The following is a 15352-nucleotide window of genomic DNA, read 5'->3' as shown; positions in this document are numbered from 1 at the left end:
CAGGAAATGTAAACCCGTTTTAATGACGTGGCTGTGATCAGAGGGGTGTTGGGGGAAATAGAATATGAAACTGATGATTGTTGACGATGAGACGGCTACAAGAAACGGTATTTTGAAGTATGTACACTGGACAGAGCTGGGGATCGAACAGATCAAAGCGGCAGGCAGCGCCCTGGAGGCGCTGCGCATCAGCTCTGTCTGGGAACCGGATATAGTCATTTCTGATATCCGCATGCCGGATATGGATGGTGTTACACTGTGCAGAAAGTTAAAGGAGCTGCTTCCGGCCTGCTGCCTGATTTTTATCAGCGGCTATGCGGATAAGGAGAATTTAATTGCTGCGATCAGTTTATCAGCGGTAAGCTTTGTGGAAAAACCGTTTTCTATTGATGAACTGGAAGCTGCGATCCAAAAAGCCGTGGATCACTGCTTTGCAAACCACGAAACGGCATACTTAAAATCATCTCTCCGTTGTAATCTGCCGGTGATCGAGGAATTTGTGGTCAAGGGGCTGATCGGGGGGAAAATTACAGACGAGCTCCTCGATAACTGCCGATTCCTGGAATTTCCGGCAGATCGGAGAACGTGTTTCCAAGTGTTGTTATTTGAGGCGAGGGAAGCCGTCAGAGTGAGAGCGGAGTTCCTGGGAACCATCCTTCCGTATTTTGAAGAACGGCAGGAGCGGACGGTGAAATACTTCCGCAGTGACCGGGAGCTTGTCATGATCCTGTTCAGTCCAGAAAAAGGCTGTTTTATAAAAGAAAGTATACAAAATATAATATTGGAACTGGTTGAGCGGCTGAATCATGAGGGGATACCGCTCTTTTGTGCTGTTGGTTCCGTTGTCTGCGGCCTGGAGCAGATCGCCTCATCATTCGAAAAAGCGGAACAGATGAAGGAGGAGCTGTTTTTTACAGGGTATGGCGGCTGCGCCTTTTACCAGAAGAACGGGAAGGAGAGGCAGACGAGCGGACAACTGATGAAGGTTTCAGAAATTCAGGAGGCTATCCGTCGTTATGATGTTCCGGGAATCTCTAAATGGGAGGAGCGGCTTTACCGGACCCTCCGGCGCGGAAGTATCTGTTCGGTCAGCGAGATCAGGAAGGTCTATTTCCAACTGCTTTACGCGGTGGAGTGCGCCGCACTGAAGCTGCTCCATCAGGAGGTGGTAAGAACTGGAGATGAGATCTGGTTTACCATAAATGCCATTGAAACTCTGGAAGATCTGCACAACTGCTTTTTAAGCGAGGCGGAGAAGAAGCTGGCCCCCAGCCATGAGAGAGAGGGATTGAGTGACACGGTTTTTCAAGTGATCTGCCGGATAAAGAAAGATTTTTCCAGAGAAGACCTGGATATTACCGCTCTGGCGGACAGCGTTTATCTGACACCTACGTATTTGTCCAATCTCTTTAAAAAGGAGACCGGATTTACAATCGGACAGTACATTACCCTGGTGAGAATAGAAAAAGCAAAAGCGCTTTTAGAGGATAAATCACTGAAGCTATATCAGGTTGCAGAACAGTGCGGATACAGCGACCAGAACTATTTTGCAAAGATTTTCAAACGCCAGGAAGGAGTCAATCCGTCTGATTTTAGAAAGACGAGGATGTAGGAGGGAACTATGAAGAATGCATCACTGAAGACAAAGTATGTCGTGGTGTTTTTGGGAGCGGCCATGGTTTCTTATGCATTGATTTTCGCCTTTATCTACGCCAGGACTATGCGGTATGAGATGAGCAATCTGCAGCATTTCCTCGATAATTCCATGGAACAGGCCAAGAACTTTGTGGAGTCGGAGACGAAGATGGTGGCATATGCGTCGGATACGCTTTATTATAACCGGGATGTCTACCTGGTACTGGAGGGATGCGTCAATGAGACTGACCGGGATCCGGGGCAGGAATACCGGTACTGGTCAGATATTTCCGATTTTATGAAGTCTTTGGAGACGGGAAGTATCATAAATGTTTGTATATATGCACCGGACAATTATACTTATAAGGATACAAGCCGTAATTTCTTGTCATTGGAGAGGCTGGATCCGGTGTTCATGGAACAGATGGAGGGAAAGGGGGAACGGGCCGTGTGGTCCGCTCCCTATGATTTTACCATGCCGTTAACCGGAGAGGAAAAGCGTGTGGTGTCACTGACCCGGCGTGTAGTGCAGCAGGACGATTACTCGAAGACCTTCTGTGTGGAACAGGTCAGTCTGCCGGTGGCTCCAATCAATGAGATACTGGAAAAGGCGGACAGCACGGAACGCGGATGCGTCTATCTCGTAAATCAGGACAATAAACTGATCGGCAGCTCCAGACGATCAATGGCAGATAACATGGATCTGGATTTTTTCATGGAAGAATCAGGAGACGGGGAGGATGGCTGGAGAGAGGTCAGTAAGGAAAAAGAAATTTATATGATGAACCGGATGGAACTGGAGAATACGGGGTGGACCATGGCAGCCGTTGTTCCATTAAGGGAACTGCGAACGAAAAGCCGCAGAGTATGCGACGGCCTGATCTGGGGGCTGCTTCCGATTATGGGAGCAGCCACCTGCATCATCTATTTTTTCGCGGGAAGCTTTTCCGACAGGATCAAGAAGCTTTCCTTCCAGATGAGTCACTGGCGGGATCAGGATGTAGTGCAGGAGGTGTCCACGGATCCGGATGACGAGGTAGGAAAGCTGGGCCGTGAGTATAAGGAGATGCGCAGAGAGATCGACGAACTGATCCAGCAGAAATATGAGAGTGGTATTGCGATTAAGGATGCAGAGCTGAAGGCGCTCCAGGCCCAGATTAATCCTCATTTCCTCTATAATACCCTGGATTTAATCAACTGGGAGGCCATGGAGCGCGACGCGCCGGAGATCGGTGAACTGGTGCAGATGCTGGCACGGTATTACAAGTCGGTGCTTCGCAAGGGCTTTGATACGGTGTCCCTCCGCCATGAGATTGAACATATTGTGACTTACGTGAAAATTCAAAATTTTCGTTTTGATGGAAGAATTCATCTAACTGTGGAAATTCCAGAAGAACTGATGGATAAAAAAATGCTGAAGCTGACCCTGCAGCCAATTGTCGAAAATTCCATTTCCCACGGGATATCAGCCGATGAAGAAGGGGAAGAGAGTATTACGGTAAGAGCACGGGTGGAAGAGGAGGACTTAATCATCGAAGTGGAGGATGACGGCAAAGGGATGACAAAAGAGCAGTTGGAAAATATACTGAAAGTGGATGAGAATAATTCCCACTATGCGGTTTTCAATATTCATGACAGGATACGCTTAAAGTACGGAGAAGGGTATGGCCTGCGATATGAAAGCACTGTCGGGAAAGGAACTACAGTAACGATCCGTATCAAAACACAACCTTAGTTTTCTCCTTAAAATCGCAGTTTCCTTATATTGGAAGTAACTTGTGGCTATAGTAAGATATTGCTATAGCCACAAGTTATTTCACCCTTCAGAGTGACAGCAGTTTTATAGCTTCACAGAAGCGAAGGGACCAAAGAGTTGGGAAAGGGGGAAACGCCCGTTGGGGAAGGGCGTAAAACTGATCATGAAAAAAGAAGGGGTAATGCATGAACTAAGAAAGAACAGGACACTGTTCCTCATGATTCTGCCAGCAGTACTCATTGTGCTGGTATTCAGTTATATTCCATTAAATGGACTGGTGCTGGCATTCAAGGATTTTCGGTACGCAAAGGGGATTTGGGGAAGCCCCTGGAATGGACTTGAGAATTTCCGGTTTCTTTTCGCGTCAGGCAAGGGCTGGCAGCTGACACGGAATACAATTCTCTATAATGTAGTGAATCTGCTGATCTCACAGGGACTGGCTCTGGTCGTGGCCATTGTGCTCAGCGAGATGAGGGGAAGGCGTTTTAAGAAGACGACTCAGTCCATCATCTTTCTTCCGTACTTTATATCATGGATCATCGTTGGGGCGTTCGTACAGAACATTTTCAATTATGAGACGGGAACACTGAACAATCTTTTGACTAAATTCGGTATGGATCCGATCAATATGTATGCGATTCCTGCGGCATGGATTTTGGTCATTATCTTTTTCAATTCCTGGAAATGGGTGGGATATAATTCCGTTATCTACATAGCGGCGGTTGCGGGACTCGACCGGGAGTGTTTCGAAGCGGCAGATATCGATGGAGCGAATATCTGGCAGAAAATCAGGTATATAACGATTCCAGGAATCAAACCGACGCTGATTATTATTTTCCTGCTTAATCTGGGGAAAGTGCTCCGGGGAGATTTCCAGATGTTTTATCAGATTATCGGAATGAACGGACAGCTGTACGATATTACAGATGTTATAGACACGTACGTGTTCCGCTCCCTTCTTTCAGGAACCGATATGGGAATGACGGCAGCTGCCACTCTGTACCAGTCAGTCATGTGTTTTGTAATTATCAATATCGCGAATGCTGTTGTTAAGAAGATTGATCCGGATTACGCCCTGTTTTAACGGGAACGTAATGCATGTCTGATAGAAGAGAGGGAAAAAGAATGGGAAAATCGAAAGAAAATGAGACGGACGCATTAACAGTGAGACGGGGAAAGGAACAGAGGACGTTTGATATTCTTGGTATCGTAATCATGTTAGTTCTGGCGGCAATCTGCCTGCTTCCATTCATCATGCTGATATCCGCCTCCATTACAGAAGAAAACTATATTATGCAGCATGGTTACGGGCTGCTTCCGGGAAAGATAAGCTTTCAGGCGTATAAGACGCTGTTTGAGCATCCGATGGATATTTTCAGGGCTTACGGCGTTACGATATTTATCACAGCAGTTGGTACCGGTCTGGGACTCTTAATTACCTCTATGGCCGCCTATGTGATTTCGCGGCCGGATTTTAAGTACCGAAATCAGATATCGTTCTATTTTTACTTTACCACACTGTTTAACGGAGGTATGCTCTCGATCTATATCTTTGTGGTGCGGTACCTGGGACTGAAAGACAGTCTGATGGCTTTGATCCTGCCTTACCTGGTCAACGTATTTTACATGCTGGTGCTAAAGAGCTTTATGTCAAGCGTGCCAATGTCCATCATCGAGTCTGCTAAAATGGATGGAGCGGGTGAATTCATGATTTTTGTTCAGTTTGTGCTTCCGCTGTCGAAGGCGGGGCTCGCCACGGTGGGACTTTTTGTCGCACTGGATTACTGGAACGACTGGTATAATGCCATGCTTTACATCGAAAGCAATACCAAATATCCGCTGCAGTACCTGCTTTACAATATGCTGGCGGCCAAACAGGTGCTGGCGAGAATTGCGGCCCAGATTGGAATTGCTGCGAATAATATGCCGTCTAACTCGCTGAAGATGGCTATGGCGGTAATTGCTACGGGACCGGTGATCATGGTTTATCCATTTGTACAGAAGTATTTCGTACAGGGAATCACGATTGGCGCTGTTAAGGGATAGCTATAAAAAACTACATAAATAATAAATAAAGGAGAGGAAATTTATGAAGAAGCTGAGAAAGAGTGCTGCGTTACTATTGGCGGCCGGGATGCTGACACTTACCGCATGCGGGGGAAACCATGCGGAGACAGGCAATACAGGGGAGCAGACGACATCGGTGAAAAACGGTGAGACAAAAGGCTCCGATATCGGGGAACGGGTGGATCTGGTTATGTATCTGCTTGGGCCGAGACCTGCCAGATACGACACCGTTCTGGAGAAATTTAACGAACTGGCACTTAAGGATTTAAACTGTACATTGACAGTCAACTTTATTGAGTACGGTGATATGGCGACAAAGTATCCGTTGATCTTTTCTTCGGGAGAGGAATTTGATCTGGCCTATGGCGGAACCTGGGTAAACTTTGCGAATCTGGCACAGAAGGGGGCGTTTATGCCGCTTGAGGACTTATTGCCAAAATATTGTGCCGAAAGCCTGAAGCTGGAGCCGGAGGAAGCGCTGGCCCAGGCTACAATCAACGGGCACCTCTACGCGTATCCGACGAATTTCTACACCTACAGCGCATACGGCGTCACTGTGCGGGGCGACATGATGGAAAAGTACGGATTTGACGAGATCAAAGATATTGACCAGTATATGGAATATTTAGAGGCAGTCAATGCCGGGGAGACACAGTTCAGCAATCTGGCCGCTATCGGACAGGATCATGTTCTGACTGACATTTACATTGAATCCAAGGGACTGTACCCGGTGAACGGCGGCCAGTACGGAATCTATTATATAGACAGTTCAAACGGAAGTCCGAAGGTTATTGCGGCTCATGAGTGGGAGGGCTATGAGGAGTATTTAAACAAGGCAAAGCAATGGTCGGATGAGGGGCTGTGGCCTAAATCTGCGCTTTCCATCAAGGATACTTCTACCGATATGGTTCAGGCTGGCGTGGCAGCAGGCGGCTTTGGAAACTTTGATCAGGGCGTTTCCAACTATCAGATCTGTGATCCTTCCTGGAAGGTGCGCTGGTATAATGTTCAGCCGAATGTAAACCATCTGGCTTACACCCAGGACTGTATGGTGGTACCCAGTTCATCCAGGCATCCGGAAAGAGCGCTGATGCTTCTCGACAAGATCAGGACGGATGAGACGTATTATGACCTGCTCACGTATGGAATTGAGGGAGAGGATTACCGCAGAGAAGAGAACAACCGTTACACGCCTCTTGACACGGCCATGTTCCTTCCGGAGCCGGGAACCTGGGGCTTCAGAAGCCAGCAGTTCTACCTTGTTCCAGCCAATGCGCCCGACGATTATGCGGAACAGAAACAGGCTCTCGAGGACATCACGGTGGAGAATATTTTCCGTAACTTTAACATGGATACCGATCCGGTAAAATCCGAGTACGCGGCCATGCAGAATGTGTACTCGCAGTATAACGCACCTTTAAGGCTGGGAATGACGACCGATGTGCAGAAGGATTTAGCACAACTGGCTGAGAAGGCGAAGGCCGCCGGTAATGACAAGGTAAAGGCTGAATTACAGAGGCAGGTGGATGAATTCTATGCAGCAAATAACAAGTAGTATGGCGGTAAAAGGGCAGGCGGTACACTCTGGCCGGATGAAAATCATTATCTACTGCCTGTTTGGAATCATGTTCTTCTTTGCAATCTCTTCAACAATGATTGGTATTCTGATTCCGGAAATGACTACGAGCTATAATCTGAACAACACACAGATTGGAATTATCGGATCGGTTCAGAATGTGGGCGGGATAGCGGCCATGATATTTGGCGGCGTCTTATCGGATCGGTTTCCTAAGCTTAAGCTGATCGTGGTGTTTTTTACGATCTATACTGCGGTACTGTTTGGAATCGGAGCAGCTCCGGCGTATGTGATGCTTCTTGTGTTCTTTTTTGCACTGGGGGTGGCGAACAGTTACTTAAATCTCCTGATCAGCGCGTTTGTATCGGAAGCGTATGGGGATAAGAGGACCGCATATTTAAACATGATTCATGCATTCTTCAGTCTGGGATCGCTGGCAGGGCCAATCTACGCCTCCATAGTCCAGCGGAGCGGCCAGCCGTGGAACCGATCTTTTGTAAATCTTGGTGTTCTGTGCACCGCAGTTACTCTGGCCTTTGTGATCATCGCAATTCCGGTAAAGGACGATAAAAAGAAGTCAGGAAACGGTAATCTGCTGGGAGGTGTAAAACGCCTCCTGGCGGACCGTACCATACTGATTCTGGCGTTGCTGTGCGCCGCATATATGGGCCACCAATCAGCGATTGGACTCTGGATTACCACGTATATTCAGGACGGACTGGGACTGGACCGGAGTGTTTCCAGCATGGCTCTGATTCTTTTCTGGGGTGGAATCGTGGCCGGCAGATTCATGCAGCCGGCTGTGGATCGGAAGATAGAGTACAGCAAGTGGCTCTGCACCACGTGCTTTCTTTCCGCATTTCTCTATATTGCGGCGTTTCTCCTGGGAAACGGAGTCTTCCTGATTGCCGTTCTCTTTACCGTAGGAGCACTGACTGGAGCTGCATTCCCGTCCATTATTGGCATGGCGTGCGGGAAGTATCCTCATCTTTCCGGTACGGCGACTTCCACAGTCAGTCTGACCAGCTCTTTGATCGGCACGGTTTTATCGGGATTTATCGGGGCCCTGGTGGATGCCGCAGGATATCTGGCGGGGATGATGGTGATTCCGGTGCTGCTGGTTATCTGTACGGCGATACTGACTGTGTACAGGAGGATGCAGGGAGTGGATAAGCAGGCAGAGGGAAATGAAAAGTAAATCATAAGACAATAGAAAAGCAGAAATAAAATAGAGGTAAAGCAGATACAGCAGAAGATACGGCGGAACTGGAACTTTCCGGTCAGACCGTATCTTTTTGTGTGTAAAAAGAAAATTAGGGAAAATCTAAAAAACACTTGACCCTTCCCTTACGTCACCCTGTATAATGGTAACATAAAGATCCCAGAGCAAAGGTGGTGATGCAGAAGATGCAAGGGTATTATACGTCCGGAGAATTCGCAAAAAAGGCAAATGTATCGATCCGGACCATCCGTTATTACGATAAACAGGGCCTGCTTAAACCAGCTGGTATGAGCGAGGCGGGATACCGGTTATATACGGATTCCGATTTCGCAAAGCTTCAGAAGATACTTTCTCTCAAATATCTGGGCTTCTCCTTAGACGAGATTCGTTCAATCACCATCAACGATGATGACAACGGCTATGTGGAGCAGTCTCTGGAGCTTCAGCTGGATCTGGTGAAGAAGCGGATTGAGCATTTGAAGCTGGTAGAGCAGACTCTCTCGGAGACCTCGAAGCTGGTAAAGGACAATCCGGTTATAGACTGGAATAAAATCCTGCACTTAATCCATATTACCAATATGGAAAAGAGTCTGGTGGAGCAGTACAAGAACGCGGCCAACTTAAGCATCAGGATCGATCTTCACAGGAAATATGCCAGGAACCCCATGGGCTGGTTTCCGTGGCTGTACTCCCAGCTGGATTTAAAAGACGGTGAAACGGTTTTGGAGACAGGCTGCGGGAACGGAGAACTGTGGAGAGAGAACCGGGACTTAATTCCCCCGGATGCGGTTATCTGCCTGTCTGATGTCTCGGAGGGAATGATACAGGACGCCAGGGAACATCTCAAGGGAGTGCCCGGAAGATTTTCCTATGAAGTCTTTGACTGCTGCAGGATTCCCAAGGCGGAGGAGAGCTTTGATAAGGTCTCAGCCAACCATGTACTGTTCTATTTAAAGGACTTGGACGGTGCGCTGGAGGAGGTGCGGCGGGTGCTGAAGCCGGACGGAACATTTTTCTGCAGCACTTATGGCCGGGAACACATGAAGGAGATCAGCCAGCTGGTGAAGGAGTTTGATTCGCGGATCGTGCTGTCGGAAGTGAATTTATACGATGCGTTTGGTCTTGAAAACGGCTGTGAGATACTGAAACGCCATTTTGGCAGGGTGGAAGAGATCCTTTATGAGGACCATTTAGAAGTCCGGGACGAGGGACCGCTGATGGAGTATATTCTCTCCTGTCATGGCAATCAGCAGGAGTATTTGAGTGAGCGGTACGATGAATTCCGGGACTTTTTAAAGAAAAAGATCGAGAAAAAAGGGACGCTTTTCGTTACCAAGAGAGCCGGTATCTTTCGATGCCGGAAGAACTGAAACCGAAGAAACAAAACGCGGGACAGATTTTGTAAAATATAAAATACGGAGGAACACACTATGAAGGGAATTATCCTCGCCGGAGGCTCCGGCACAAGACTTTACCCGTTGACGATGGTCACATCGAAGCAGCTTCTGCCGATCTATGACAAACCCATGATCTACTATCCGCTGTCCGTTCTGATGAACGCGGGAATCAGAGATATTCTGATCATCTCCACTCCGGACGACACACCGCGGTTCGAGGCGCTCTTAGGGAGCGGAAGCCAGTTCGGAATCCGTTTATCCTACGCCGTTCAGCCGTCACCGGATGGACTGGCCCAGGCGTTTATCATTGGCGAGGAATTTATCGGGGATGATAATGTAGCCATGATTCTGGGCGACAATATCTTTGCGGGACACGGCCTGACAAAACGGCTTCTGGCGGCCGCCAACAAGAAAGAGGGCGCTACCGTATTCGGATATTATGTGGACGATCCGGAACGGTTCGGCATCGTGGAATTTGATTCCAACGGAAAGGCTATTTCCATCGAGGAGAAGCCGGAGCATCCGAAGAGCAACTACTGCGTGACCGGACTCTATTTCTACGATAATAAGGTGGTGGAGTATGCAAAGAATTTAAAGCCTTCCGCCCGCGGCGAGCTGGAAATCACCGATTTGAACCGGATCTATCTGGAAGAGGGAAGATTGGATGTGGAACTTCTCGGACAGGGCTTTACCTGGCTCGACACAGGAACCCACGAATCCCTGGCGGACGCCACCAACTTTGTCCGCACCATGGAGACCCATCAGCACAGGAAAGTGGCGTGCCTGGAGGAGATCGCGTATCTTAATCACTGGATTACCAGAGACCAGCTCTTAGAAGATATCGAACCACTGAAGAAGAACCAGTATGGCCATTATCTCATGGATGTTCTGGCCGGCAAATATATTGATATTAAGTAAACGGACAGACTGATAAAGTTAAAAACCCCGCCGCGAGCGGCAGTAGCCAAATGGACGCGCCAGCGCGTCCGTCCGGCTCGTTGCCTGCGGGAATAAAGGAAAAACAGGAGGAATTCACACATGAAAATCATCGTTACAGGAGGCGCAGGCTTCATTGGAGGCAACTTCGTCCATCACATGGTAAACAAATACCCGGATTACGAGATCATCAACTTAGACTTACTCACTTACGCAGGCAACTTGGAGACCTTAAAGCCGGTAGAGGAGAAGCCGAATTACAAGTTTGTGAAAGGTGATATCGCGGACCGTAAATTCATCTTTGACTTATTTGAAAAAGAAAAACCGGACGTGATCGTCAATTTCGCGGCGGAGAGCCATGTGGACCGATCCATCACCGATCCGGAGAGCTTCGTGAGAACGAATGTCATGGGAACCACCACCCTGCTCGACGCCTGCCGGGAGTTTGGAATTAAGAGATACCATCAGGTATCCACCGACGAGGTGTACGGCGACCTTCCGTTAGACCGCCCGGACTTATTCTTCACAGAGGAGACTCCGCTTCACACCTCCAGTCCATACTCTTCCTCCAAGGCGAGCGCCGATTTATTCGTACTCGCTTACCACAGGACCTTCGGACTGCCGGTCACGATCTCAAGATGCTCCAATAACTACGGACCCTACCATTTCCCGGAGAAACTGATTCCGCTGATCATCAGCCGTGCGCTGGCAGATGAGGAACTTCCGGTCTATGGAACCGGCGAGAATGTCCGTGACTGGCTCCATGTTGCGGATCACTGCGAGGCCATTGATTTAATTATCCATAAAGGCAGGGAAGGCGAGGTTTACAACGTCGGCGGCCACAATGAGAGAACGAACCTGGAAGTGGTAAAGACGATCTTAAAGGCATTAGACAAGCCGGAAAGCTTAATCAAGTATGTCTCCGACCGCCCAGGCCATGACAGACGCTACGCCATCGACCCGAAAAAACTGGAGACAGAGCTGGGATGGAAGCCGAAATACACCTTTGATACGGGAATTGAGCAGACCATTCAGTGGTATCTGGACAATGAAGACTGGTGGAAGCACATCATCAACGGAGAGTACCAGAATTACTTCGAAAATATGTATGGAGACCGTTTATAATATGCCGTTCCGGCTGACGCGATGGAGGTATCTATGAGAGTTTTTGTAACAGGAGTAAAAGGCCAGCTGGGCCACGATGTGGTTGATGAGCTGGAAAAGAGAGGTCACGAGGCGATCGGCGTGGACATCGACGAGATGGACATTACGGATGCCGAAAGCGTAAACCGCGTTATCCGGGAAGCCGCTCCGGAGGCGGTAATCCACTGTGCGGCTTATACGGCGGTAGATGCGGCGGAGGACAATTTAGAGCTTTGCAGACGCGTCAATGCATACGGCACGGAAAACATTGCGAAGGTATGCCGGGAGCTGGATATCAAGATGATGTACATCAGCACGGATTACGTGTTTAACGGCCAGGGCACCCGTCCCTGGGAGCCGGATGATGAGAGAGAACCGTTAAACGTCTACGGGCTGACAAAATATGAGGGAGAGCTGGCCATCGAGGAGAATCTCACCAAATATTTTACTGTGCGGATCGCCTGGGTGTTCGGCGTAAACGGCAGGAATTTCATAAAGACCATGCTGAATCTGGGAAAGACCCACGATAAGATCACTGTGGTATCCGATCAGATCGGTTCCCCTACCTATACCTACGATCTTGCCCGCCTGCTGGTGGATATGATAGAGACCGACAGGTATGGCCGCTACCATGCCACAAACGAGGGACTGTGCAGCTGGTGCGATTTTGCAAAAGAAATATTTAAGCAGGCGGGCATGAAGGTAGAAGTGGTACCGGTCACGTCTGAGGAATATCCGTCCAGGGCGAAACGGCCGATGAACAGCCGCATGAGCAAGGATAAGCTGGAAGCAAATGGATTTGAGAGACTGCCGTCCTGGCAGGATGCACTGGGACGGTATCTGAAAGAAATTCAGTAACAGGTGTATAAACCATACAAAAACAGGATTCTCTGATGCAGTAATCGGAGAATCCTGTTTTGATCTTACAGGAGAGTGTTCCCGCGAAGTATCAGTGCTCTTTTCTGTATTCACTGGGAGTCATATAGTAAAATTTTTTAAAGAACCGTATATAGCTTCTCACGTCACTGTAGCCTACGGCTTCGCTGATCCAGTTGATCGTCTCTTCCGTATGCGTCAGCAGATCCAGCGACTTCTGGGTGCGGTGATAGTTTAAATACTCCGACAGCGTCTTTCCGGTAGACAGCTTGAACAGCTTCGTCAAATAGATGGAACTGACTCCCACGAAGCCGGCAATCTGTGGAATGGTGATGGGCTGTGAATAATTCTGTTCGATATACTGGACCGCCTTCTGTATGTATCCGTAGGATTCCGTGGAAATCTTGTTTTTTGCATCCAGCATCCCGAACAGACAGCTGCAAAAATGCTTGTTGATTTCGTCAATGGTGGAGGCGTTTTCCAGTTTGCGCACAGATGCGTTCATCTGAATGTCGGGAATATCCCCGTTCATCTCCAAAAGCGAGGCATAGATGGTGCAGACCGTAATGAGGGCCAGACGCTTCACTTCCTCCTCGTCCCCGTTCTCTAAATAGCGGTTTCGGAAAGCGTCGGTATGCTCCTTTAAGCCGGTGCCGTTTTTATCGATGATGGCCTGCGTAATATGAGATACGATATCCTGATCAATGGAGGAGGTGAACTCATTCTGGTAGCTGAACAGGACGAAGTCATCGGCATCCGCAGCCGTAAAGATAAAATTGTGCCGTGCCAGCTGCCATACCTGCCACGGAGCCGGTTCCGTCTCGGAGCAGATGCCGATGGAAAACAGCGGATAGACACTGAGAGTCTGCTTCATCCGTTTCTTCAGTGCGGTGCACAGTCTGGAAAGCTCCTTCGACAGCGTATCGGACAGCCCGGTGTTTAAGATAATGCAGATGCTTTTGTTGTCAATATAGAGGCTGTAGGCGGTGCCAAGGGCGGAAAAGGCATTTGTGGTATTGGTTCTGATGACCAGCTTTAACTGTTCCCGTCTCGTATAGTCCTCCATCTGATCGAGAGAGGGAAGAGAAATCAGGATAACAGCGTAATACGGGAACGGAAACAGGAGCCCGTGTTCCTCATATTCCGGCGGAAGACTGGTGATATCCACATAGTTATAGAGGATGCCGGACAGCAGACGTTCCCGGACCAGCTGTTGGTTTTCATGCATGACGGTCCCGATGTCAGACAGCTGCGCATTCAGATTGTCGAGAGCGGTGCTGATCAGTGAAAATTCATCCTCCCGGACTCCCGGTATCTCCGTGTAGGGATTGATCCCGATCTTCTTCATAATCGCATCCACCGGGCGCAGCATGATCATGCCGTAAACCATGGAGGCGGCAAAGTCAGCCGCCGCTGCGGCCAGATAGATCAAAAACCACTGCAGGAGCGTGGCGCTTACCGCAGTCAGAAGTTCCAGCTTCGACGCGTGGAAGGAACATCTGGCTCCGATCGTGGAAAAGGAGGAAAAGGCGGTGGTGCCGGGCAGCAGAAGGCCTTCGTTTTCGGCGGCAGTCAGCCCGTTATCCCAGGTTTTCATGACTGTGTCAGAGGAGGACCAGAGCAGATGGTCCTGAAAGCAGACCGTAGCCGTGTAGGGGGTGTAGCCCGCGGCCTCTGCGGCGGCTTTCTGAAGCCGGCCAAGAGAGTAGGAGACGGTTACATATCCCCTCCCCTGCGATTTGTACAGGGGAAGCCTGCGCGCATAAGTAATCACGGCAACTGCCGGATCAGGGCTGTAGTAGCGCTTATAGGGAACGTTAATCAGCCACATCTCTTCGCCCTTCATATTCTCAAGGGTTTCAATCAGTTCTTTGTCATAGAAGTCATCATAATCATACATTCCGCCGCTGGAATCAAAGATTCTTTGAGACCGGTTGAAAAAGAGGCAGATGGACTCGTAATGATACAGAGTGGAATAAGGCGTTACATCGTTGGTCATGCGTACCAGCTGATCCAGCGTAGGTGATTTCGCTTCCAGAACCCGTTCGATGGACGCCAGATTTCCCATAAATACCGCGCTGTTTTTCATGTTTGATAAATTATCCTGGACTGACAGCGCAACATAATTTGCCTTCATCTCCAGATTCTCATGCAGCTTCATCCGGTTTTGAAGCGTGATTACCACGCCGCCAATGATAAAGATAATGGTAGTAAACAGAAATGTGATAAAGAAAAATGAACGGAAATGCCTGGATTTCAGAATGTTTTTCCATTTGCTGTCCCTGGTGTTTTTGTGCTTAATTCCCAATGGTCCCATCCTTTCCAATGATTAGTTATATCCAATTATAACAAAAAAGACACTGACAGTCAAAAGGTTTTGTACGAAATGAGCATAAAATGTTTTGCTGTATGGTAAAAAATAAAACAAAACTTAGATATAATGTACAAAAACAATAGCAAAAAATCAACTTAATTGGTAAAAAAGCAGATGAATTTTTGCTATTCTCCTTGAAAACAGGGTAAATGTGACGGATTGTGAAAAAAGAGACGAAATAGGATTAATTCTTGTACTTATTTTCGTACAATGTTCTGGTATAGTTTTGTCATAAAGCACGATAAGCAATTTGGTAATATGTCAAGAGGAAAATGAAAAAGATTTTCTAAGAAAAGGGTAACTTTAATAAACCTACGGTTCAAAAGAAACGTAAGTTCGATATGCACTATGGATTACCTACTCTTTTCCA

General features: G+C 48.2%; 11 protein-coding genes. 10 read left to right on the top strand and 1 reads right to left on the bottom strand.

The window, feature by feature from the left end; all coding sequences use genetic code 11:
- The first annotated feature begins 64 nt into the window (after positions 1-64).
- From NE473_RS15760 to rfbD, 10 genes are all read left to right on the top strand, one after another.
- Entirely contained in the window at positions 65-1612 is a 1548-nt protein-coding gene (locus NE473_RS15760; RefSeq protein WP_055651618.1) for a response regulator, read from the top strand.
- Positions 1613-1621: 9 nt separating this feature from the next.
- The gene (locus NE473_RS15755; protein ID WP_256265339.1) at positions 1622-3370 is read left to right on the top strand and encodes a cache domain-containing sensor histidine kinase; all 1749 of its coding nucleotides are present in this window, start codon (positions 1622-1624) and stop codon (positions 3368-3370) included.
- 160 nt (positions 3371-3530) lie between these two features.
- Positions 3531-4475 carry an ABC transporter permease gene (locus NE473_RS15750; protein WP_138313023.1) on the top strand — a complete coding sequence of 315 codons (945 nt, stop codon included), beginning with the start codon at positions 3531-3533 and terminating at the stop codon, positions 4473-4475.
- A gap of 41 nt (positions 4476-4516) precedes the next feature.
- Positions 4517-5437 carry a carbohydrate ABC transporter permease gene (locus NE473_RS15745; protein WP_055651620.1) on the top strand — a complete coding sequence of 307 codons (921 nt, stop codon included), beginning with the start codon at positions 4517-4519 and terminating at the stop codon, positions 5435-5437.
- 43 nt (positions 5438-5480) lie between these two features.
- The gene (locus NE473_RS15740; protein WP_055651621.1) at positions 5481-7013 is read left to right on the top strand and encodes an ABC transporter substrate-binding protein; all 1533 of its coding nucleotides are present in this window, start codon (positions 5481-5483) and stop codon (positions 7011-7013) included.
- A complete protein-coding gene (locus NE473_RS15735) occupies positions 6994-8232 on the top strand; it encodes an MFS transporter (protein ID WP_172682289.1) in 1239 nt (412 codons plus the stop codon). Before NE473_RS15740 ends, NE473_RS15735 begins: the two co-directional genes overlap by 20 nt.
- Before the next feature lie 209 nt (positions 8233-8441).
- A complete protein-coding gene (locus NE473_RS15730) occupies positions 8442-9626 on the top strand; it encodes a MerR family transcriptional regulator (RefSeq protein ID WP_022031463.1) in 1185 nt (394 codons plus the stop codon).
- 60 nt (positions 9627-9686) lie between these two features.
- Positions 9687-10571 (top strand): glucose-1-phosphate thymidylyltransferase RfbA, encoded by an 885-nt coding sequence (rfbA, locus tag NE473_RS15725; RefSeq protein WP_055651623.1) that lies wholly within the window; start codon positions 9687-9689, stop codon positions 10569-10571.
- A 120-nt stretch (positions 10572-10691) separates the two neighbouring features.
- A complete protein-coding gene (rfbB, locus tag NE473_RS15720; RefSeq protein WP_055651624.1) occupies positions 10692-11714 on the top strand; it encodes a dTDP-glucose 4,6-dehydratase in 1023 nt (340 codons plus the stop codon).
- A 33-nt stretch (positions 11715-11747) separates the two neighbouring features.
- On the top strand, positions 11748-12590 hold the full coding sequence (rfbD, locus tag NE473_RS15715) for a dTDP-4-dehydrorhamnose reductase (protein ID WP_022031466.1): 843 nt from the start codon (positions 11748-11750) through the stop codon (positions 12588-12590).
- Positions 12591-12681: 91 nt separating this feature from the next.
- Here the strand turns inward: rfbD and NE473_RS15710 are convergent, their stop codons facing one another.
- Positions 12682-14916, bottom strand: a complete 2235-nt coding sequence (locus tag NE473_RS15710) for a helix-turn-helix domain-containing protein (protein WP_196411667.1) — start codon at positions 14914-14916, stop codon at positions 12682-12684.
- Between the last annotated feature and the right edge of the window lie 436 nt (positions 14917-15352).

The sequence above is a fragment of the Hungatella sp. SL.1.14 genome (genome assembly GCF_024460495.1).
Classification (GTDB): Bacteria; Bacillota; Clostridia; order Lachnospirales; family Lachnospiraceae; genus Hungatella; species Hungatella hathewayi.
Note: the sequence above shows the minus strand (reverse complement) of the source record. Positions and strands in the feature narration are given on the sequence as shown.

Bases quoted from the DNA above. Each gene is read 5' to 3' on its own strand.
- NE473_RS15760 (WP_055651618.1), top strand. From the start codon at position 65: ATGAAACTGATGATTGTTGACGATGAGACGGCTACAAGAAACGGTATT.
- NE473_RS15755 (WP_256265339.1), top strand. From the start codon at position 1,622: ATGAAGAATGCATCACTGAAGACAAAGTATGTCGTGGTGTTTTTGGGA.
- NE473_RS15745 (WP_055651620.1), top strand. From the start codon at position 4,517: ATGGGAAAATCGAAAGAAAATGAGACGGACGCATTAACAGTGAGACGG.
- NE473_RS15740 (WP_055651621.1), top strand. From the start codon at position 5,481: ATGAAGAAGCTGAGAAAGAGTGCTGCGTTACTATTGGCGGCCGGGATG.
- NE473_RS15735 (WP_172682289.1), top strand. From the start codon at position 6,994: ATGCAGCAAATAACAAGTAGTATGGCGGTAAAAGGGCAGGCGGTACAC.
- NE473_RS15730 (WP_022031463.1), top strand. From the start codon at position 8,442: ATGCAAGGGTATTATACGTCCGGAGAATTCGCAAAAAAGGCAAATGTA.
- rfbA (WP_055651623.1), top strand. From the start codon at position 9,687: ATGAAGGGAATTATCCTCGCCGGAGGCTCCGGCACAAGACTTTACCCG.
- rfbB (WP_055651624.1), top strand. From the start codon at position 10,692: ATGAAAATCATCGTTACAGGAGGCGCAGGCTTCATTGGAGGCAACTTC.
- rfbD (WP_022031466.1), top strand. From the start codon at position 11,748: ATGAGAGTTTTTGTAACAGGAGTAAAAGGCCAGCTGGGCCACGATGTG.